This window comes from Marinobacter pelagius, assembly GCF_900114925.1.
GTDB classification, from domain to species: domain Bacteria; phylum Pseudomonadota; class Gammaproteobacteria; order Pseudomonadales; family Oleiphilaceae; genus Marinobacter; species Marinobacter pelagius.
Genome location: NZ_FOUR01000006.1, coordinates 236160 through 255447 on the forward strand (window position 1 = coordinate 236160; position 19288 = coordinate 255447).

The window sequence follows — 19288 nt, forward strand, 5'->3', positions numbered from 1 at the left end:
TTTTAAGACTGCTGTCAGGTTCTGGCTGTAGTATCTTCTTCGGAAATTGCATCAAAGGTGAGCTATGCGGATATTGCTGGTAGAGGATACTGTGGGCCTGGGCGAGGCTGTGCGGGATCAGATCACCGACGATGGCCATGCCGTGGACTGGGTGCAGTCACTGAGATTTGCTGAAGCCAGCTTCCGAACCACCACCTACGATCTGATTCTTCTCGACCTGATGCTGCCGGATGGCCACGGTCTGGATTTTCTGAAAACGATCAGAGCCAGCAGAAATAGCACCCCGGTGATTATTCTTACGGCCAGGGACCAGGTATCCGACCGTATTGAGGGACTGAATGCCGGTGCCGACGACTACCTGATAAAACCCTTTGATCTGTCCGAACTGTCCGCCCGTGTGGCTGCCGTCGCCCGTCGTTACAGGGGCAACCCCAATCCGCTGATACAGGTGGGCAACCTGGAGGTGGACCTTCGCGATCACCGCATTCAGTGCAATGGTCAGCCGGTGGAACTGACGGCCCGCGAGTGGGCCCTGTTCGAGGGCTTCATCCAGCGACCCGGAATGCTGCTATCGAGGCAGCAACTGGAGGATCGGCTGTATGCCTTCGGGGCGGAAATCGAGAGCAACACCATTGAAGTCTATGTCAGCCGCTTGAGGAAAAAGCTGGGGCGCGACGCCATCGTAACGGTACGGGGCATGGGCTACCGTCTGGAAACCCATGAGTCGTAACAGCAGCCTGCAAAAACGTCTGGGTATTGGCCTCACCCTGGGAGCCACTGTCCTGTGGCTGCTGGGCGTTGCCGCGTCCGGGTTGGTGGCGCAGCACGAAATGAACGAGGTCTTCGACAGTGCTCTTGAGGAAACGGCCCAACGCATTCTGCCGCTGGCAGTTACCGACATCCTGAATCGGGAAAGCAATACCGGAAACCGGACTGCGCCTGCCCTGAAAGAGCATGACGAATACCTCACCTATGTGGTCAGGGACCGCCAGGGCAACCTCCTGCTCCAGTCCCACGACGCCGACCCCGGTATATTTGCAGCACTGCCCCGCGAAGGCTTCACCAACACATCCACGCATCGGATTTATGGGGCGTCGGCGGTCAGCGACACCCTCTACATCGAAGTCGCCGAACCTTTGGCCCACCGGCGCGAGGCCGCTCTGGAAGCTGGTATCGCTTTGCTGGTACCGCTGTTTGTCCTGATTCCGGTCAGTCTGTTCGGAATCTGGTGGGTTGTCCGGCTCTCCCTGCGCCCGGTGATCGAATTCCAGCACTCGATTGAAGCCCGGGGAGCCAGCGACCTGTCACCCGTGAACAAAGACCGGCTCCCCGAAGAATTCGAACCAACAGCGGTTGCCGTCAATCGGCTGCTGGAGCGGCTGAACCGCGCGCTTGACGCAGAACGGAGTTTCACCGCCAACAGCGCTCACGAATTGCGCACCCCTCTGGCCACGGCTTTGGCCAAGGTGCAGCGGCTGAAAACCCAGCTTGAGGATCAGCACCTGAAGAAGAATGTGGTTGAGGTTGAACAGGCGTTGCGCGGCCTGTCCACATTGTCCGGCAAGCTGCTTGAGCTCGCGAAGGCCGAAGGCGGAGGCGCACTTTCACAACAACCGCATGACCTTGTGCCGATACTCGCCATGATCAGCCGCGACTTTGAACCTCTGGCACCTGGCCGGATTCGCCTGACGGTGCCGGACCATAAGGTGAACTCCCTCCTCGATCCGGATGCTTTTGCCATTCTGGCCCGCAACCTGATCGAGAACGCGATGAAACACGGCTCCGTGCAACAGCCCGTCGACGTCATCATGACCGACGATGGCAGAATGAGAGTCTGCAACGGAGGCGACATCGTGCCACCTGACCAACTGGCCGTGCTACGAAATCGGTTTTCCCGCCACGACACCAGGGCAGCCGGCTCTGGCCTGGGGCTCGCCATAGCCGATGCCATTGCTTCGGGTGCTGGTATGACCCTGCATTTACGTTCGCCGGCAACCGGCCGGGCGGATGGTTTTGAGGTAGAACTCAATGTGACCGATGCCGGCAGGAATCCTGGCCCGTGTACCTGACCTTGACCGACCTCATTCTGCTGACCAGCATTATTCAGGCGCTAAGCTTGGCCGTATTCTTGTTGCTGCCTCCCAATAGTCGACTGGTAAGCAACCAGCTTCTTGTGGCGACACTGGTTTTCTTCGCGGCCGGGCTTGGAGAGATTTTTCTCTACAGCAGCGGACTGGCGCTTTTGCATCCCAACCTGGCGTACCTCGGCACCCTTGTCGGGCTATTGCAGGCGGGCACGCTCTTTTTATACGCCCGGGCTCTGATGTATCAGGATTTCCGCCTGCGTAAGGAGCATTTCGTCCACACCCTACTGTTCTGGGTCGTCGGTGCCATTTTCCTTGTCGAGTACTATTTGCAGCCAACCGGTGAAAAACTCCGCATTCTGAACGAACGCGATCATCCGGGCGTGTTGACCTCGCCTCTACTCGCTGTCGCCATTCACGCCGTTTTCCTCGGGTACCTGTACGCCACCATTCGCACCATCAACCGCTTCGGCCTCAGCCTCCGACAGGTCTTTTCAAGTATCGAAAACAAACAGCTCTCATGGTTGAGACTACTTCTGATTGGCTACGCAATAGCCTGGACGGTCAGCATGTTCTACTGCATGACGGCCCATGTCTTCAAGAGCGCGCCGGGAACCGAGTGGGTGGCCGGGGCCGGCGCTGTTACCGGGTTTCTGTTCATCAACTTCTTGATGGTTAATGCACTTCGACAGCCAGTTATTTTCACGGGGCTGGCAGCCGACCAGGCTAACCTGCTGGACGACACCACAGTTCCCGAGTTTGATCAGAACCTGAAACAGAAGCTGGAACAGTTTATCGAAGAGGAGAAACCCTATCTTCATTCGAACCTCACGCTGGAGCAGCTCGCTCAAAAAGTCGGAGCCCACCCCAGAGAGGTCTCCCGAGCGATTAACCAGGGGTTCGGCTGCAATTTCTTCGAATTTGTCAGTGGCTACCGCGTACAGGAGGCGAAGCGCCGGCTGGCCGATCCTGCGGACACTTCCAATATCCTGCAGGTGATGTACGATTCCGGCTTCAATTCCAAGTCCGTTTTCAATACGGCTTTCAAAAACAACACTGGCCTGACCCCCAGCAATTACCGCCGTATGCACGCTCGCAAAGAAAACAACAGTCCCCAACCGTGATCGCGAGAGCAGCCATGGCGTTCGACTTTTCGCACTCGCAAACGAGAACCTGTAATACGTTGTTTTATATATCTTTTACACCTGCCGCTCTCCAGGTCTGACTTCACGTTTGCGAACGATTCCCCCGGGCGTTCTCCCTAAGCTGGTTCTCAGGTTCCAGCGAAATCGGAACCTGTCCTAGTCAACAAGACGCGAGGAAACGTCCATGAAAACCAAACTACGAAAAGCCACCTTTACCGCAAGTGCTGCCGTCCTGCTGGGACTCATGCTGGCAGGTAATGCCCAGGCCCATTGCGATGCGATGGATGGCCCTGTCATTACCGAAGCCCGGGCAGCGCTCGACGCCGGTGATGTTACCCCACTACTGAAATGGGTTCCCGCCGAGGACGAGGCCGAGATCAGGCGGGTATTCGCCGATGTCCGCGACATCCGGGGCCAGAGCGAGAAGGTACGCAAAATTGCAGACAAGCACCTCTTTGCAACACTGGTAAAGGTTCATCGTGCCTCCGAGGGTGCACCCTTTACCGGGATCAAGCCGGCAGGGAACATCGACCCCGGACTGAAGGCGGCAGATGCAGCACTAAGCAACGGCGAGATTGACCAGCTGATTGCAAACATTACCCGGAAAATAGAGACCGGGATTCGGGAACGCTACGATCAGGCCCACAGTTCGTCGGCCAGCGCCGATCAGAGTGTCAAGGAAGGGCGCCACTTCGTGACCGACTACGTTGACTACATCCATTACGTAGAAGCCGTTCACGGGGCGGCTGGAGCAGGTAAGCACGGGCACTGAAGCTGCCCGAGCAACAAAAAAGGGAGGCGCTAAGGGCCTCCCAAGGACACACAGAGGGAATAACTGGCTGCGCCGGGCTGGCGCAGCCGGTCAGCAGATCAGTCCAGCTCTTTGGCCTGATCCCGCAGCACGAACTTCTGGATCTTGCCCGTGGAGGTCTTGGGCAGCTCCGTGAAGACGACCGTTTTCGGTACCTTGAAGCGGGCCAGATGCTCGCGGCAGAAGGTGATGATGTCCTCTTCGCTGACCTCGCCGGCTTCCGGCTTCAGGGTAATGAACGCGCAGGGAGTCTCGCCCCACTTCTCGTCCGGTCGGGCAACCACCGCTGCTTCCAGCACAGCCGGATGGCGGTACAGGGTATCTTCCACCTCGATGGTGGAGATGTTCTCGCCCCCGGAGATGATGATGTCCTTCAGGCGGTCCTTGATTTCCAGGTAACCGTCCTCGTGCCACACCGCCAGGTCACCGGTGTGGAACCAGCCACCGCGGAACGCCTCTTCGGTGGCGCTCGGGTTCTTCAGGTAACCCTTCATCACGGTGTTGCCACGCAGGAAGATCTCGCCGATGGTCTTGCCATCTTTGGGCACCGGTTCCATGGTGTTGGGATCACCGACCATGGTGCCGGCCAGGGTATGGTAGCGAACGCCCTGGCGTGCCTTTTTCCGGGCACGGTCATGGAGCGGAAGCTCATCCCACTCGGACTTCCAGGCACACACGGTTACCGGGCCATAGACTTCGGTCAGGCCGTAAACGTGGGTCACCTTGATACCCATTTCTTCTACCGCCCCGATCACCTGGGCGGGGGGTGCCGCACCGGCGGTCATGGATTTCACTTCGTGATCGATCCCGGCCTTGGCGGCTGCCGGCGCATTGAGCAGCGCGTTCAGAACGATCGGGGCGCCGCACATGTGGGTGACCTGGTGATCGCGGATCAGCTGCAGGATCTTCTCCGGGTCCACCCTGCGCAGGCAAACATGGGTGCCGGCCATGGCGGTAACCGTCCAGGGGAAACACCAGCCGTTGCAGTGGAACATCGGCAGGGTCCACAGATAGACCGGATGCATGTCCATGGACCAGACGGCCTGGTTACCCAGGGCATTGAGGTAGGCCCCGCGGTGGTGATAGACCACACCCTTGGGGTTACCGGTGGTACCGGAGGTGTAGTTCAGGGAAACCGCATCCCACTCGTTTTCGGGGAAGCTCCACTGGAACTGCGGGTCACCCTCCTGCAGGAACGCCTCGTAATCCAGATCGCTGACCTGCACGCCCTCACCGTATTCCGGGTCATCCACATCAATGACCAGCGGTTTGTGCTCCAGGTGACGGATGGCGTCCTTGATGACCTGACCGAACTCGCGGTCGGCAACCACCACCTTGGCTTCTCCATGTTCCAGCATGAAGGCGATGGCATCGGCGTCCAGGCGTACGTTCAGGGTATTGAGTACGGCGCCGATCATGGGCACGCCGAAGTGGCATTCCACCATCGCGGGGATGTTCGGCAGCATCACGGCGACCGTATCGCCACGACCGATCCCTCGCCCCTGCAGGGCCGAAGCCAGGCGACGGCAGCGCTCGTAGGTTTGTGCCCAGTTGTAACGGATCGCGCCGTGAATGATGGCCGGGTATTCCGGATAAACACTCGCGGTGCGCTCGATGAAATCAATCGGCGACTGGACGGCGTAGTTGGCATCGACGGGCGCCAGGCCCTGGTCAAAAATCGAGGTCATAACGGGTTCCTCTTGGAGCTCTGTTGTTCTTATGGCGTATTCAGGAAAATCGCTAATCTGGCTATAATTCACGCTGGTCAAAATGGTATTTGATGGGACAAATACTAGAAACTACACCAAGGTATTATAGTGTATTTACTATAACAACGATGATATGACCGATTTCCCCCCTGATACCGTATTTAGTTTCCCGGACGCCGACCCGCAACCTGGTTTGGTCCTTGACCGGGATACTGCCCTGCTGAAGGCAAGTCGCAGTGCCACCGATCTGGTCAGCAGTGCCGGCCTTGAGAGCGCCCTGGACCTGCTCCCGAGCAACACACAGGCCCTGATTCATTCTTCCCTGCAACAGAACCGGGCCATCGAGAATGTCGAATCCCGGATACCCGGCCATATCCTGCTCTGGACGCTGATACCGGATCAGGCCAGCAACCAGGTCTTACTCCGGGGCCGGGATGCCACCGAGGAAGTTCGCACCCGGGAGCAGGCTGTGCAGTCCAACCGCCTGTACCGGCTGATTACCGAGAACACCACCGATCTGATTTCCCGCCACGCCCCGGACGGTCGGTTCATCGACGCGACACCGGCGTCGTGGCGATTGCTCGGCTACTGGCCCGAGGAGCTGCGGGGCAAGCCGTTGGAAGAGGTGTTCCGGGGCGATCATGTGGTCGAACAACTGGTAGAAGCCCGCAACCGCCTGCGGGACGACGGCTACGCCACCCTGACCCTGGAAATCCTGCACCGGGACGGCAGCAAGCGCTGGTTCGAGATTGCCAGCCGCGCCATCCGTGAGACCTACACCGGCGCAGTGGTGGAAGTCATCAGCGTGTCCCGCGACATCACTGCCCGGGTAGAATCCGAGGAGAACAACCGGCGGCTGGCGGACGAACTGGCCCATGCCGCACGGCTTGCAACCCTGGGCGAACTGGCCTCCAGCATCGCCCACGAGATGAACCAGCCACTGGCCACCATCGTGAACTTTGCCAGTGCCAGCCAGCGCTACCTGAAGAACGCCCGAACCAATCCGGAATGCCTGGACCGGGTAGACGATGGACTGCAGAAGATTGTTCACCACGCCAACCGGGCCTCGGAAGTGATCAAGCGGCTCCGGGCGTTCCTGCGCAAGGGTCAGAAAAGAACCGCGCCGATTTCCGTCAATGACGTGGTCGGCAACGTGGCCAGGCTGTGCCAGTGGGAAGCGGACAAGAACCGGGTCAGGATCCGGGAGCGGCTGTGCGAGGCTGCCCCGGTGATCACCGCCGACCCCGTGTTGCTCGAGCAGGTCCTGATCAACCTCATCCGTAACGGGATCGAGGCCACTGTCGAGTCCCGGAAAACGAAGAGCACGGACTCGGGAAACCCGGCCGAGATCACCCTGACCACCTGTATCAATGATTGCAAAGAGACCCTCATCGAAGTCACCGACCAGGGCGATGGGCTGGGCGAGCAGGAAATTCGCCAGATGTTCCAGCCCTTTTACACAAGCAAGCCCCAGGGCCTGGGCCTTGGCCTGTCCATGAGTCGCTCCATTATCGAAGGCTTTGGCGGCTTCCTGGATGCCAGGCTGGCGAAGACCGGTGGCCTTACCCTCACCTGCCGCTTCCCCGCGAGCACTAACAAGAACAAGACTGCAACAATGGAGATTTCCCCGGAATGACTGAATCACCCAGTAACCCGCCCACCACCGTCTACGTGGTTGACGACGACGCCGGCATGCTCGAGTCGACCCAATGGCTGCTCGAGTCCGTGGGACTGAACGTCGAAGCCTACAGCGACGGCCGGAAATTCCTGGATGCGGTAGGGCATACCAACGCCGGCTGTGTGGTGCTGGATGTGCGGATGCCCGGGCTTGGCGGCCTCAACGTCCAGGAAGAATTGCAGAAGCGGGGACTGGAGGTGCCGATCATTTTTGTCTCCGGCCATGCCGACGTCCCCATCGTGGTCCGGGCCTTCAAATCCGGTGCATTCGACTTCATCGAGAAGCCGTTCAACGAGCAGCTTCTGCTCGACAGTGTCCAGCAGGCCCTCCAGGAGCGGCAGAGCGGCCAGCGTTTCCATGGCAATGCCCGCACCGAGGCACTGATCGACACCCTCACCCGCCGGGAACGGGACGTCTTCCTGCCCCTGGCCCAGGGCTACACCAGCCGTGAGATTGCCGATCAGCTGGGAGTGAGCGTCAAGACCATCGACCTGTACCGGGCCCGGGTCATGAAACGCCTGGGCGCCGAACGGTTGCCGGACGTGACCGGCATCGCCATTGCGGCGGGACTGGTTGATCCTCTGGATCTGCGCCGCGACAGTTAGCGTCCCATCTCCTCGTGGACCAGCGCACCGAGCCTGGCGACGGCCTTTTCGATGGTTCCGGTCCAGGGGTTTCCGCCGTTCAGGCGGAGGCAGTTATCGAACTTGTTGGTGGTGGAGAACATCAGCCCGGGCGCCACGTTGATGTTCTCCGCCCGTGCCCGCTGGTACACCTCTGTGCCCGATACCCCCTCCGGTAGTTGTACCCAGAGCACAAACCCGCCCTGGGGCCGGCTCACTGCCGTCCCTTCCGGGAATGACCGGGCCACCGCCGATCGCATGCGCTCGGTCGCTTCCCGGTAGTGCTGCCGCGCTGACCGCAGGTATCGGTCATAGCCGCCCTGCTCCAGGAAGTGGGCAACCGCCAGCTGGGGAATGGAGGAGGTTGCCAGGTTTACGAAGTACTTGTGCTGGCGGGCGCTGGCCATGTGACGACCGGGGATCATCCAGCCCAGGCGCAGGCCCGGGGAAATGGTCTTGGAAAAGGAACTGCAATAGATCACGTTGTCAGCCCGGTCGAAGGCCTTGGCGGGTCGGGGCCGCTCACCGGTGTGGTACAGGTCGCCGTAGATATCATCCTCGATCAGGGGCACATCAGCCGCCGCCAGCATGGACACCAGCTGCTTCTTGCGCTCATCGGACATGCGCGCCCCCATGGGATTGCTGTGATTGGTCACCACCACACAGGCTTTCAGGGGCCACTGTTCCAGGGCCAGTTCGAGTCCCTCGAGACTCAGACCTTCCGAGGGGTGAGTGGGGATTTCAATCACCCGCAAGCCCACTACTTCCAGGGCCTGGAGAATACCGGGGAACGACGGTGACTCCACCGCTACGATGTCACCGGGCTGGGTCACCGCCCGCAGGGCCAGAATGATGGCTTCCTGGGCGCCGTTGGTTGCCAGGATATCATCCGGTGTCACCGGCACGCCGATGGCGGCCATGCGCTGGGCAATCTGGCGGCGGAACGATTCCTTGCCGGGAAAGGCGTAATCCAGGGTTTCCAGCCCCCTTCGTGCCGCCCACAGTGTGCTCTGCTGGATCTGCCGTACAGGCAGGTAATCCGGGTGGGGAATCGCGGTGGCCAAAGGAACCATTCGTTTCTGTTCATCAGCACACAGATCCAGGGTCATTTCCCGCGCGGTCACCGGGACCGGCCGGCTCCGGTGCTTTAGCATGGACGGCTCGGGCACATCCTGGACCGGCAGACGCACGAAATAGCCGCTGCGCTCCCGGGCTTCCAGGTACCCCCGAGCCTCCAGGGTCTGGTGGGCCTGCAATACCGTCGAAATCGAGACCCCGAACTGCCGGCTCAATACCCGTACACCGGGCAACCGGTCACCTTGCCGGTACACCCCTTCCTGGATCAGCGCCTGCAGCTGATCCGCCACCTGGCTGTATAGAACGCCCATGCGGTCTCCCTCCTGCCTTGTATCTCCCTTGTTATTGCACCAGACCTGTCCGGCAATGGGGCAGTACAGATCGGCAGCAAATGAACCGGTACAGACTCGCGTGAGACTCATCTGTACCGATTCAAAAACAGATTAACTGAATCTGTTATGCCTGTCAGCGAAGCAGGACAATGATGACAAGCTCATTGAAGAAGGAGTTTCACCATGGGATCCGCCATTGTTCCTGCACGGCACTCAGCCGTTCCTGTCCTGCTCCCGGACATCCCTGCCTCTACCCGCAAGGATCTCCTGGGACTGGCCTCACCCACCCTGCCCCTGGGCACTATCCGGCCGGAAGTCACCCGGAAATGGCTGGAAGACCTCGGGTTCACCATCCGCCGGGAAAGCCACGGGCACTGGATTCTGACACTCGGCCGCCCCACGCCGGAGCTGCACCTGTACAGCGAGGGCGAACTGGAACAGTTTGCCAGATACAAAGCTCATGATTACGCTGGACGCACACTCGAGGAGACAAACCGATGATGCACCCGATCTTCCAGGTCGACGCTTTCACCGACCGTGTTTTCGGCGGCAATCCGGCCGCCGTCATGCCTCTGGATCAATGGTTGCCGGATGACACCCTCCGGGCCCTGGCGATGGAGAACAACCTGTCCGAAACCGCCTTCCTGGTCCGGCTGCCGGAGGCAGATGAGGCCGACTTCCACATCCGCTGGTTTACGCCCACGGTGGAGGTGCCCCTGTGCGGCCATGCCACGCTGGCCAGCGCATGGGTCATCTTCAACATGCTGGACTGGACCGGGGAGAGAATCATCCTGCAGTCAAAGAGCGGCCATCTGGGCGTTCGCAGGGACAATGACTGGTTGGTGCTCGACTTTCCCAACCTGGCCTTTGAGGAGCGCCAGACACCCGCGATCATTCATGAAGCCCTTGAGGGCGCTCCGGAGACCGCCTTCTACGTGCCCAACGACACCAACTACATGGTGGTACTGGAAAACGAAGCGGCGGTCCGGTCGGCCGAGCCGGATCTTCGCAAGCTCAAAACCCTCGGCAATCAGGGACTGATCGTCACCGCCCGGGGGGAGGGCTGCGACTTTGTCAGCCGCTATTTTGCCCCCGGCGCGGGCATCGACGAGGACCCGGTCACCGGCTCCATCCACAGCGTGCTGGTGCCCTACTGGGCAAACCAGCTGGGAAAATCGTCCCTCGAGGCAAGACAGCTGTCAGCCCGGGGCGGTCTGCTGCGCTGTGAGCTGAAAGGTGACCGGATCGATATCGCCGGCCAGGCCGCGTTCTTCATGGAAGGTTCCGTACACCTGCCCTGAGACTGATATACTGCCCGCCGTTCACTCACACCGGCGGGCAGTAATGACAGCATCCTCGGCATCCCACTACGACGTAATCATCATCGGCGCCGGTGCTGCCGGGCTCATGTGTGCCGCCACCGCGGGCTACCGGGGGCGCCGGGTACTGGTGATCGACCACGCCAACAAGCCCGGGAAAAAGATCCTCATGTCCGGCGGGGGGCGCTGCAATTTCACCAACCTGAACAGCACGCCGGCCAATTTCCTGTCCGACAACCCGCACTACTGCATATCGGCGCTGAAGCGCTATACCCCCCAGGATTTCCTGGAACTGGTGGATCGCCACGGTATCGATCACGAAGAGAAAGCCCCGGGACAGCTGTTCTGCAAGGACAGCGCCAAAGATATCCTGAACATGCTGCTGACCGAATGCGAATGGGCCGGGGCTGAAATCCGACTGAAGACCGCCGTCACTGCCGTCAGCGAAACAGATGCGGGCTATCGACTGAAAACCGGCAGTGGCCCACTGACCTGCGAAGCCCTGGTGATTGCCACCGGCGGGCTCTCGATTCCGACCATGGGCGCGACCGGCTTCGGGTACGAGATCGCCCGGCAATTCGGCCTGGAGGTGCTCCCCACCCGTGCCGGCCTGGTGCCTTTCACGCTCCAGCCGGAGCTGAAAACCCAGCTGGCACCGTTGGCCGGGATCAGCTGCCCGGTGGATGCCGAATGCAACCGCCAGCATTTCCGGGAACCCATGCTGGTCACCCACCGGGGCCTGAGTGGTCCGGCCATGCTGCAGATTTCCAGTTACTGGTATCCGGGGGATGACATCAGTATCAACCTGCTGCCGACTCAACAGATCGAGGACGATCTGATGGGCCTGCGCAAGCAGAAACCGCGCACCACCGTCGCCCAGTATCTGGCGGAGTATCTGCCGAAACGCTTTGCCAGCGCTTTCAACGAACTCCACGGCTGGACCGGCCCGCTGCAGGAATACAAGAACGCCGATATCGAACAGGTGGCAAACACCCTGGGAGACTGGACCATCAAGCCCGCAGGCACCGAGGGTTACCGCACCGCGGAAGTCACCCTGGGTGGCATCGACACCCGCCAGCTCTCGTCAAAGACCATGGCGGTGCTGGACCGGCCGAATCTTTACTTCATCGGGGAAGTGGTGGATGTCACCGGCCATCTGGGCGGCCACAATTTCCAGTGGGCCTGGGCGTCCGGCGTTGCCGCCGGGAATGTGGCCTGAGGCCGGCTGATCAGCTGACCCGACGATAACCGCCTTCCAGGCCATTTTTCGACAATACCCACTGCCACAGCTGGATATCCCGGGACCGAAAGGCCCCGGCACAGGACAGCAGGTAATACTCCCACATCCGGTAAAAGCGCTTGCCGAGCTGCTCCCGGAACTGTGGCCAGGCCACCTTGAAGTTGTCGTACCAGGCCATCAGGGTCCGGTCATAGTCGGCGCCGAAGTTGTGCAGGTCTTCCACCACGAACAGTCGATCGGCGGCATCGGTGATCTGGCTCAGTGAGGGCAATTCCCCGTTGGGGAAGATGTACTTGTCAATCCAGGGATCGGCGCCCCCGGACCGGTTATTGCTGCCAATGGTATGCAGCAGGAACAGGCCATCCTCTTTCAGGCAGCGATGGGCCACATCCATGAACGTGCGGTAGTTCTTGCGCCCGACATGTTCGAACATGCCGACACTGACCACCCGGTCAAACTTCTCGTTCACTTCCCGGTAATCCTGCAGACGAAACTCCAGTGGCAGGTCCGGATAACGGTCACGGGCCCAGGCGGTCTGCTCCTTCGAGATGGTCACCCCGACGCATTCCACGCCATAGTGCTCGGCGGCGTAGCTCATGAAGCTGCCCCAGCCGCAGCCGATGTCCAGCACCCGCATTCCGGGCTCCAGCTTGAGTTTCTGGCAGATCAGGTCGAGCTTTGCTTCCTGCGCCTGCTCCAGGTTGCTGGCGTTTTTCCAGTAACCACAGGTGTAGGTCATCCGGGAGTCGAGCATGGCGCCATAGAACGCGTTGCCCAGATCGTAGTGCTGCTCCCCTACCTGCCAGGACCGCCGTGAATCCTGGCGGTTCAGCAATCTTGCCTTGAGGGCATGAAACATGACGCGGGAAGGCCGTACCTTGTGATGCAGTCGCGCCCGGAGCAGGCGATGGAAGAACTCGTCGAGCCGGTCACACTCCCAGTCGCCGTCCATGTAGCTTTCACCAAGCCCCAGGTTGCCCCGGGCAAACACCCGGTCGGCGACACCGGGCGCATTGAGCCGCATGTCCCAGGGGGCTTGGCCGTCCAGGCGAATGCCTGCCTCGGTCAGCAACTCCGCCATGTAACGCTCGGATGCGGGCATTCTCCGTTCCCGCAGATTGGTCAGACGCTGGTTCGACGCAACTTGAGGCAAAACCGCTCCTCCTTTCCAGATCCAGAACAAACGTGACGACACGGTTGCCGTGAAAAAGAAAGCTTCCTTAACGATAACCTTAGTCAAAAATCGGGAGGCCGGGGTTTGAATTTCTCAATAAGAACAATAGCCGGGGCTGGTGTACCCCGGCAGAGAGGTCAAGGTATGAGATCAGCGCAGGATGACCAGGGGCTTTTTTGCAGTCTTGAGCATGGTTGTGGTGGTGCTGCCCACCAGGAACTGACGAATACGGGAGTGGCCGTAAGCCCCCATCACCAGGATGTCGATATCGTGCTCTTGCTGGTATTGATGCAGGGCCGGTTCAACATCGCCGGCACGGATCGCAAGGGTAATCTCGCTCTCCAGTCCCGAAAGCATGCTTTCCGCCTTTTTCAGCTGCTCCCACCGATCGCTGGTATCGGGGCCAATCATCACCAGATGCAGCGGCATGCCCTTCAATACCGGGCTGCCCGCCAGCAGCTCAACACCCTTGAATGCAGTCGCGCTGCCATCGAACGCCAGCATCGCACTCTTCGGCTCGGCGTATTCATCCGGCACCAGCAGGATCGGCCGATGGACACTGCGGATTACGGTCTCCAGCTGGCTGCCGATGTGAATGTCCCGGTCCGAACTGCTCTCGCCATGCAACCCCATGACCAGCAAGCGGGTCTGGTTCTCCAGTGCCAGCAGGGATTCAGTCAACTCGTCGTGGCGTTGGCGTTTGGTCACGTCGGCAATGCCGGCCTGTTTGACACGCTGCTCCGCCTCGTCAAGCAGGTGATGGCCGTGCTCCAGTGCAAGCTTTGCCCGTTTGCGATCCAGATCTGCCAGCTCATCCAGCAGGTGTTCCCGGCTACCAAGGCCGATGCTGCCGGCAAGGTCCGGTTCCGCCGGATAACGTTCCTGGTCCAGAACGTGCAGGAGCACCAGGGGCGCATCCATGTGCCGCCCTGCCCAGGCTGCGTAATCACACACTGCCGGAGCCGCGCGGGAGCCATCGATACAGGCCACTACATTCAACATGTCTACCTCGCCTCCGGGATCGTTATGATCGTTTTTGTGTCCGTTTCATGCCAATAACCACCTTATCTGCCGCCTGTTCGAAGTCAAACAAATCCCGGCATTTATCGGGACAGACGTGAGCCGCATCAACAGAACCACCGGGCGGGTTTGCAAACACCTGCCATTACAGTAAAACTCTTGAAAAAAGCCCGTCGAATTAATCGCCAGCGACAGCAAAACCCGGAGTTCCTGCCCACACATGGATGACGTAGCGAGCCAGTTCATCACGTCCAACCAGACCATCATCAACCTTGCGGTAGCCCTGCTCCTCGGTGCCATTATCGGCCTGGAACGGGGGTGGGATGCCCGGGAACAGAAGTCCGGGGAGCGCATCGCCGGAATCCGAACCTTTGCCCTTATCGGTTTGCTTGGTGGCGTCTCGGGGGTACTGGCACGGGAGATCACCGAATGGGCCTTCCCGGTCCTGCTGGTCTGTGTCGTGGCTATGGCCATTGTTGCCTATAGCGAACGGCTGGAGCACATCCGCAACTTCAGCATCACAGGCATGGTCGGCATGGTGCTGACGTTCTGTTTCGGCACCATCGCAGTGGTCGTGGACCCGGTCATGGCGACAGCAGCAGCCGTGGTGACGGCCATCATTCTGGACAACAAGGAAGAGATTCACGGCTGGGTCAACAAACTCAAGGCTCATGAACTCGACGCAGCCTTGAAACTGCTGCTGATCTCGGTCGTGATGCTGCCTCTGCTGCCGAACGAAGCCATGGGGCCCGGAGGGGTTCTGAACCCCCGTGAAATCTGGTGGATGGTGGTGATGATTGCCTCCATCTCCTTCGTCGGCTATTTCGCGATCCGGGTGGCAGGCACCCGCAAGGGCATCCTCTTTACCAGCCTGTTTGCCGGGCTCAGTTCGTCCACGGCACTGACCCTGCATTTCGCCCGGCAGTCAGCCCGTAATCCGGAACTGAGCCCGCAGTTTGCCACCGGTATCCTGATCGCCTGCGGCACCATGTTTCCCCGCATCCTGGTGTACTGCTTTGTCATCAACCGCGATCTGCTGCCACTGCTGTTCTGGCCGGTTGTGATCATGACAGCCCTGCTTTATGGTCCGGCCCTGGTCATCTGGCGTCGCAACTCGGAGAAACTGAAAGTTTCCCAGCCGACCCTGAACCAGAACCCGCTGGATCTGACTTCAGCCCTGGTGTTCGGCCTGCTGCTGACCGCCATTCTCCTGCTCGGGGAATTCCTGAAGAACTGGCTCGGCGATGCCGGTATTTACCTGTTGGCGGCCAGCTCCGGTGTCGCCGATGTCGATGCCATCACCCTGTCACTCACCCGCATGTCCAACGACTCCCTGGCAATGGGCACTGCGGTTGTCGGGATCGTCCTGGCCGCTGCCGTCAACAACCTGGTCAAATCGGGCATGGCCTGGGGCATAGGTAACCGGCGGCTGGGACTGCTTGTTGCCGGACCGATGGTGATTTCTCTGGTGGCGGGTCTTGCGGTTGCCTGGTTTCAGTAGCCTGGAAAAAGCTAACCGGCCTTCCGGAATGTCAGGTTGTAACGGCAAGCGCCGGTCAACGGGTGATCACCAGCCTTCAGGGTCAGAACCCCATGGTAATGGCGTCGGGCCAGGCCACCCCAGACCACCACATCGCCATGACCGAGCGGCACTCGCACCGGCCGGTCACTGCGCCGGGGCCCGCCAAACTGGAAAACAATGGGCAGCCCCAATGACACGGACACAATGGGCTGGCTGAAATCCTGCTCATCCCGATCCTGATGCAAACCCATTTTCGCCCCCGGCTGGTAACGGTTGATCAGGCAGGCATCCGGCACGAAGTTCTCGAAGCCGGCCTCGGCCGCCGCCTCTGACGCAAGCTTCAGAAACAGCTCCGGCATCCGGGGCCAGGCTTGGCCGGTGACCGGATCCCGGGGTTCGTAGCGATACCCCCGCCGATCGGTGACCCAGCCAAGCTCACCGCAGCAGGTCATCGCCGCCGACATGGTATGGCCACCCGGCGTTTGCATGTGGCGGAACGGCGACTGTGAGGCGACCAGATCAATGGCGGCCAGTAATCCCGGCCCCGCCTTTCCTGCAAATCCCCTAAGCACCACCGCGCCTTCGGCAATGGTTTCCCGGCGCGGTTCAACGCCCTCGCCATCAAACAGATCAAGTGTCATAACTTACGACTTTGTATGGAAAAACCGGAAAGTTCCGACTAAACAGTCTACCCTTTTAACCGGGTTTTCAAGTAAGGATGAACGATGTACCTCAAGAGCCAGTCGGCCCAGATTTCCCTGGCTTTACTGATCGCCTCGGCGATTACCTCCGGCATGCTGGTATTGGCCCTGGTGCTGCTCGGGCAGAGTTTCCATGGCATGGAGAGCGCCAAGGTCTCGGCAGCCAGCGCTACCGCAAGGCAGCTGGCTGTCAGCGTCGACGACCGTATCAATGCCATCACCGCCCCACCCTCGACGGCCCTTGCTGTTCTGAGCCATGATCCCCTGGCCACAAGCCAGACCGACGACGAGCGGATTGAACGGATCGACGTACTGGCTGACATACTGCAAAGCAGCGACATTGTCAGTGCTGTCTACGCCGGCTGGAGCGACGGGGATTTCTTCCTGCTGCGCAAGGTTCGCAGTTCCGGAGCCCTGCAGTTCCCGGATGCGCCTGACGGCACCCACTACCTGCTGCAGTCCGTTACCCGGGAAGCCGGCAGTGTTACCGGTGAATGGCAGTTCTACGATGCCGGAATGAAACTGATTGGTCGCAGGGAGGTGCCCGACTACACCTTTGACCCGAGAACGCGACCCTGGTTCGAGGCGGCAGCAGACTCCCCCAAGACCGAGCTTTCCACTCCCTATGTGTTCTTTACCACCCACGAAACCGGCCTTACTCTCTCGCGCCGCAGCTCCGGCTTCGATTCCGGGGCTGGTTCGGCCGTGTTCGGAATCGATGTCACCGTCACCGACCTGAGCAGCCATCTGAACCAGCTGCGCCAGACACCAGGCACCCGCATTGCCATCGTCAACCAGCAGGGCCAGGTGCTCGCCGATTCTTCCGGCCGGACGGAAGCAGGCAACATCGTCTCAACGGTACTGGACCAGGGTGGACAGCCGGTAGCCGGTGCTGCGGTCCGCCTTTTCAACGCAGAAGATAGGAACTGGTATGGCATTCGCGAACCACTGAACGCTCTGGCGGACGAACAGCTCCAGGTGGCCGTGGCCATTCCCTCGGACGAATTGCTGGCCGATGTCTGGGCCGCGCTGACCCGGCAAACCCTGATCGCCGGGGGCATTGGTGTCGCCCTGCTCGTTGTCGCCTGGTTCCTCGGACGGCGCGTGGGGCGCCCCCTGGAGAGGCTGACCGAACAGGTTGGCAGGCTGTCCCGCTTCCGGTTCGATACCCAGGTCCGCTCGGACTCCCATATCCGTGAAGCGCATCAGCTGGGCGTGGCCCTGGACGACATGTCCAGCACCATTCGCAGCTTCCAGAACATTGCCTCGGTCCTGAACCGGGGCCAGGATCTGAACCAGCTGCTGCAGGATATCCTCGAACAGATCGTCCACATCGTCGGCCAGGAGCGCGGTGGCATCTACCTGTTCAGCAAACAGGAGCAGGAGCTGCGGCTGGCTGTGGACCAGCACTCCGAACTCCCGGACCGCATCGAAAACATCAACACCAGCATCGACGACAGTGACCTGATTCGCGAACTACGCCAGCATATAGGCGGCCACCCGGTGTTCGCGATCCTGCGCAACCGCCGGAAAAAACTGGTGGGTGTGCTGGTGATCGAAATGGAGCACGGAGAACACACCCACCTCAGCGATGATCTTATCGTCTTTGTCGATGAAATCGCCGGTTCCGCCGCCGTTGCCATCGAGACACGGGAGTTGCTGGAGAGCCAGCAGGCCCTGCTGGAAGGCATCATCCGGCTGGTGGCCAACGCCATCGACGCCAAATCCCCGTACACCGGCGGGCACTGCGAACGGGTTCCGAAACTGGCGCAAATGATCCTGGCGGAAGCCGAGGCCAGCAACGAGGGCCGGTTTGCCGGTTTCTCCATGAGCGATGACGAACGCCATGAATTCGAACTGGCGGCCTGGCTCCATGACTGCGGCAAGATCACCAGCCCGGAATACGTGGTGGACAAGGCGGTGAAGCTGGAAACCCTGCACAACCGCATCCACGAGATTCGCACGCGATTCGAGGTACTACACCGTGATGCGGAAATCGCCTGCCTGCAGGCCGTGCTTGATGGCGGGGATGAAAGCGTTGCCCGACAGCAACGTGACCACGTCCAATCACGGCTGCAGGAAGAGTTTGCCTTCCTGGCGCGGGCCAACAGGGGCGGCGAATCCATGAGTGACGAGGATATCGAACGCATCCGGGCCATTGGCCAGCAGACCTGGCAAAGGCATTTCAGCGACCGCCTGGGCCTGTCCTCCGACGAACAGCGACGACTGGACGATGTGCCAGAGCCTGACCTGCCCGCCGAGGAGCACCTGCTGGCCGACAAGCCAGGACATCTCCAGCCCTGGGGGGATCACCGCCCGCCGGTTGAGAAGGACGACCCACGCAATGTCTGGGGCTTTGACATGGAACTGCCCGAATATGCCTATAACCGGGGCGAAATCCACAATCTGACCGTTGCAAAAGGCACCCTCACCGATGAGGAGCGGTTCAAGATCAATGAGCACATCGTCCAGACCATCTGCATGCTCGACGCCCTGCCCCTGCCCGATCGCCTGGCCAATGTGCCCCGCCTTGCCGGCACCCACCATGAGAGGATGGATGGCCAGGGCTATCCCTGCGGCCTGACCGCCGAGCAGATGGGTATCCCGGAAAGAATCATGGCTGTGGCCGATGTGTTCGAGGCACTGACAGCCGTCGACCGGCCTTACAAGGAAGGCAAGACCCTGACCCAGGCGCTGACCATCATGTCGGGCATGGTGGATAACGGCCACATCGATCGCGAGACCTTTGAGCTGTTTGTGTGCTCCGGTACCTACCTGCGCTATGGTGAGCAACACCTGCGACCGGAACAGATCGATCAGGTGGATGAAAGCCAGTTCATGAATCGGAACTGA

At 60.3% G+C, this 19288-nt stretch carries 16 protein-coding genes; 11 read left to right on the top strand and 5 right to left on the bottom strand.

Annotation, left to right across the window (positions count from 1 at the left end; genetic code table 11):
- Window positions 1-64 precede the first annotated feature (64 nt).
- The 4 genes from BM254_RS13345 (at window position 65) to BM254_RS13360 (ending at window position 4001) form a co-directional block, all read left to right on the top strand.
- Complete coding sequence (locus BM254_RS13345; RefSeq protein WP_092004541.1) at window positions 65-730, top strand: response regulator; 666 nt, start codon at window positions 65-67, stop codon at window positions 728-730.
- Complete coding sequence (locus BM254_RS13350) at window positions 720-2069, top strand: ATP-binding protein (protein ID WP_092004544.1); 1350 nt, start codon at window positions 720-722, stop codon at window positions 2067-2069. Before BM254_RS13345 ends, BM254_RS13350 begins: the two co-directional genes overlap by 11 nt.
- On the top strand, window positions 2060-3208 hold the full coding sequence (locus BM254_RS13355; RefSeq protein ID WP_092004547.1) for a helix-turn-helix domain-containing protein: 1149 nt from the start codon (window positions 2060-2062) through the stop codon (window positions 3206-3208). Before BM254_RS13350 ends, BM254_RS13355 begins: the two co-directional genes overlap by 10 nt.
- 205 nt (window positions 3209-3413) lie before the next feature.
- On the top strand, window positions 3414-4001 hold the full coding sequence (locus BM254_RS13360; protein WP_092004550.1) for a DUF6448 family protein: 588 nt from the start codon (window positions 3414-3416) through the stop codon (window positions 3999-4001).
- A gap of 98 nt (window positions 4002-4099) precedes the next feature.
- On the opposite strand, the gene BM254_RS13365 is transcribed toward BM254_RS13360, so the two are convergent.
- Window positions 4100-5728: an acyl-CoA synthetase gene (locus tag BM254_RS13365; protein ID WP_092004553.1), complete on the bottom strand. Its 1629-nt coding sequence runs from the start codon at window positions 5726-5728 to the stop codon at window positions 4100-4102.
- Between the two features lie 154 nt (window positions 5729-5882).
- Here BM254_RS13365 and BM254_RS13370 point away from each other — a divergent pair, with 154 nt between their 5' ends.
- Entirely contained in the window at window positions 5883-7385 is a 1503-nt protein-coding gene (locus tag BM254_RS13370) for a sensor histidine kinase (RefSeq protein WP_092004556.1), read from the top strand.
- Window positions 7382-8032, top strand: coding sequence for a response regulator transcription factor (locus BM254_RS13375; protein ID WP_092004559.1), 651 nt, complete (start codon window positions 7382-7384; stop codon window positions 8030-8032). Before BM254_RS13370 ends, BM254_RS13375 begins: the two co-directional genes overlap by 4 nt.
- Here the strand turns inward: BM254_RS13375 and BM254_RS13380 are convergent.
- Entirely contained in the window at window positions 8029-9438 is a 1410-nt protein-coding gene (locus tag BM254_RS13380) for an aminotransferase-like domain-containing protein (RefSeq protein WP_092004563.1), read from the bottom strand. The genes BM254_RS13375 and BM254_RS13380 overlap by 4 nt on opposite strands.
- A 204-nt stretch (window positions 9439-9642) precedes the next feature.
- Between BM254_RS13380 and BM254_RS13385 the strand changes: the two genes are divergently transcribed.
- From BM254_RS13385 to BM254_RS13395, 3 genes are read left to right on the top strand one after another with little or no spacing between them, the layout of a single operon-like run.
- Window positions 9643-9960 carry a hypothetical protein gene (locus BM254_RS13385; RefSeq protein ID WP_092004566.1) on the top strand — a complete coding sequence of 106 codons (318 nt, stop codon included), beginning with the start codon at window positions 9643-9645 and terminating at the stop codon, window positions 9958-9960.
- A complete protein-coding gene (locus BM254_RS13390) occupies window positions 9957-10760 on the top strand; it encodes a PhzF family phenazine biosynthesis protein (protein ID WP_092004569.1) in 804 nt (267 codons plus the stop codon). Before BM254_RS13385 ends, BM254_RS13390 begins: the two co-directional genes overlap by 4 nt.
- A 43-nt stretch (window positions 10761-10803) precedes the next feature.
- Window positions 10804-11997, top strand: coding sequence for a BaiN/RdsA family NAD(P)/FAD-dependent oxidoreductase (locus BM254_RS13395; protein WP_092004573.1), 1194 nt, complete (start codon window positions 10804-10806; stop codon window positions 11995-11997).
- Window positions 11998-12007: 10 nt separating this feature from the next.
- Here the strand turns inward: BM254_RS13395 and cfa are convergent, their stop codons facing one another.
- Together cfa and BM254_RS13405 are read right to left on the bottom strand one after the other, a co-directional pair.
- Entirely contained in the window at window positions 12008-13120 is a 1113-nt protein-coding gene (cfa, locus tag BM254_RS13400; protein ID WP_092004576.1) for a cyclopropane fatty acyl phospholipid synthase, read from the bottom strand.
- Between the two features lie 222 nt (window positions 13121-13342).
- The gene (locus BM254_RS13405) at window positions 13343-14194 is read right to left on the bottom strand and encodes a universal stress protein (protein ID WP_092004579.1); all 852 of its coding nucleotides are present in this window, start codon (window positions 14192-14194) and stop codon (window positions 13343-13345) included.
- A 238-nt stretch (window positions 14195-14432) separates the two neighbouring features.
- Between BM254_RS13405 and BM254_RS13410 the strand changes: the two genes are divergently transcribed.
- Window positions 14433-15713, top strand: a complete 1281-nt coding sequence (locus tag BM254_RS13410; RefSeq protein ID WP_092004582.1) for an MgtC/SapB family protein — start codon at window positions 14433-14435, stop codon at window positions 15711-15713.
- An 11-nt stretch (window positions 15714-15724) separates the two neighbouring features.
- Here BM254_RS13410 and alkB read toward each other — a convergent pair whose 3' ends face one another.
- On the bottom strand, window positions 15725-16375 hold the full coding sequence (gene alkB / locus BM254_RS13415) for a DNA oxidative demethylase AlkB (protein ID WP_092004585.1): 651 nt from the start codon (window positions 16373-16375) through the stop codon (window positions 15725-15727).
- Window positions 16376-16459: 84 nt separating this feature from the next.
- Between alkB and BM254_RS13420 the strand changes: the two genes are divergently transcribed.
- Window positions 16460-19288: an HD domain-containing phosphohydrolase gene (locus tag BM254_RS13420; protein WP_092004587.1), complete on the top strand. Its 2829-nt coding sequence runs from the start codon at window positions 16460-16462 to the stop codon at window positions 19286-19288.

What these genes read in the sequence shown, in the direction of transcription:
- BM254_RS13390 (WP_092004569.1), top strand. Translation starts at nt 9,957, where the DNA reads ATGATGCACCCGATCTTCCAGGTCGACGCTTTCACCGACCGTGTTTTC.
- BM254_RS13370 (WP_092004556.1), top strand. Translation starts at nt 5,883, where the DNA reads ATGACCGATTTCCCCCCTGATACCGTATTTAGTTTCCCGGACGCCGAC.
- BM254_RS13395 (WP_092004573.1), top strand. Translation starts at nt 10,804, where the DNA reads ATGACAGCATCCTCGGCATCCCACTACGACGTAATCATCATCGGCGCC.
- BM254_RS13350 (WP_092004544.1), top strand. Translation starts at nt 720, where the DNA reads ATGAGTCGTAACAGCAGCCTGCAAAAACGTCTGGGTATTGGCCTCACC.
- BM254_RS13405 (WP_092004579.1), bottom strand. Translation starts at nt 14,194, where the DNA reads ATGTTGAATGTAGTGGCCTGTATCGATGGCTCCCGCGCGGCTCCGGCA.
- BM254_RS13380 (WP_092004563.1), bottom strand. Translation starts at nt 9,438, where the DNA reads ATGGGCGTTCTATACAGCCAGGTGGCGGATCAGCTGCAGGCGCTGATC.
- BM254_RS13385 (WP_092004566.1), top strand. Translation starts at nt 9,643, where the DNA reads ATGGGATCCGCCATTGTTCCTGCACGGCACTCAGCCGTTCCTGTCCTG.
- BM254_RS13365 (WP_092004553.1), bottom strand. Translation starts at nt 5,728, where the DNA reads ATGACCTCGATTTTTGACCAGGGCCTGGCGCCCGTCGATGCCAACTAC.
- BM254_RS13360 (WP_092004550.1), top strand. Translation starts at nt 3,414, where the DNA reads ATGAAAACCAAACTACGAAAAGCCACCTTTACCGCAAGTGCTGCCGTC.
- cfa (WP_092004576.1), bottom strand. Translation starts at nt 13,120, where the DNA reads ATGCCCGCATCCGAGCGTTACATGGCGGAGTTGCTGACCGAGGCAGGC.
- BM254_RS13410 (WP_092004582.1), top strand. Translation starts at nt 14,433, where the DNA reads ATGGATGACGTAGCGAGCCAGTTCATCACGTCCAACCAGACCATCATC.
- BM254_RS13345 (WP_092004541.1), top strand. Translation starts at nt 65, where the DNA reads ATGCGGATATTGCTGGTAGAGGATACTGTGGGCCTGGGCGAGGCTGTG.
- BM254_RS13375 (WP_092004559.1), top strand. Translation starts at nt 7,382, where the DNA reads ATGACTGAATCACCCAGTAACCCGCCCACCACCGTCTACGTGGTTGAC.
- BM254_RS13420 (WP_092004587.1), top strand. Translation starts at nt 16,460, where the DNA reads ATGTACCTCAAGAGCCAGTCGGCCCAGATTTCCCTGGCTTTACTGATC.
- alkB (WP_092004585.1), bottom strand. Translation starts at nt 16,375, where the DNA reads ATGACACTTGATCTGTTTGATGGCGAGGGCGTTGAACCGCGCCGGGAA.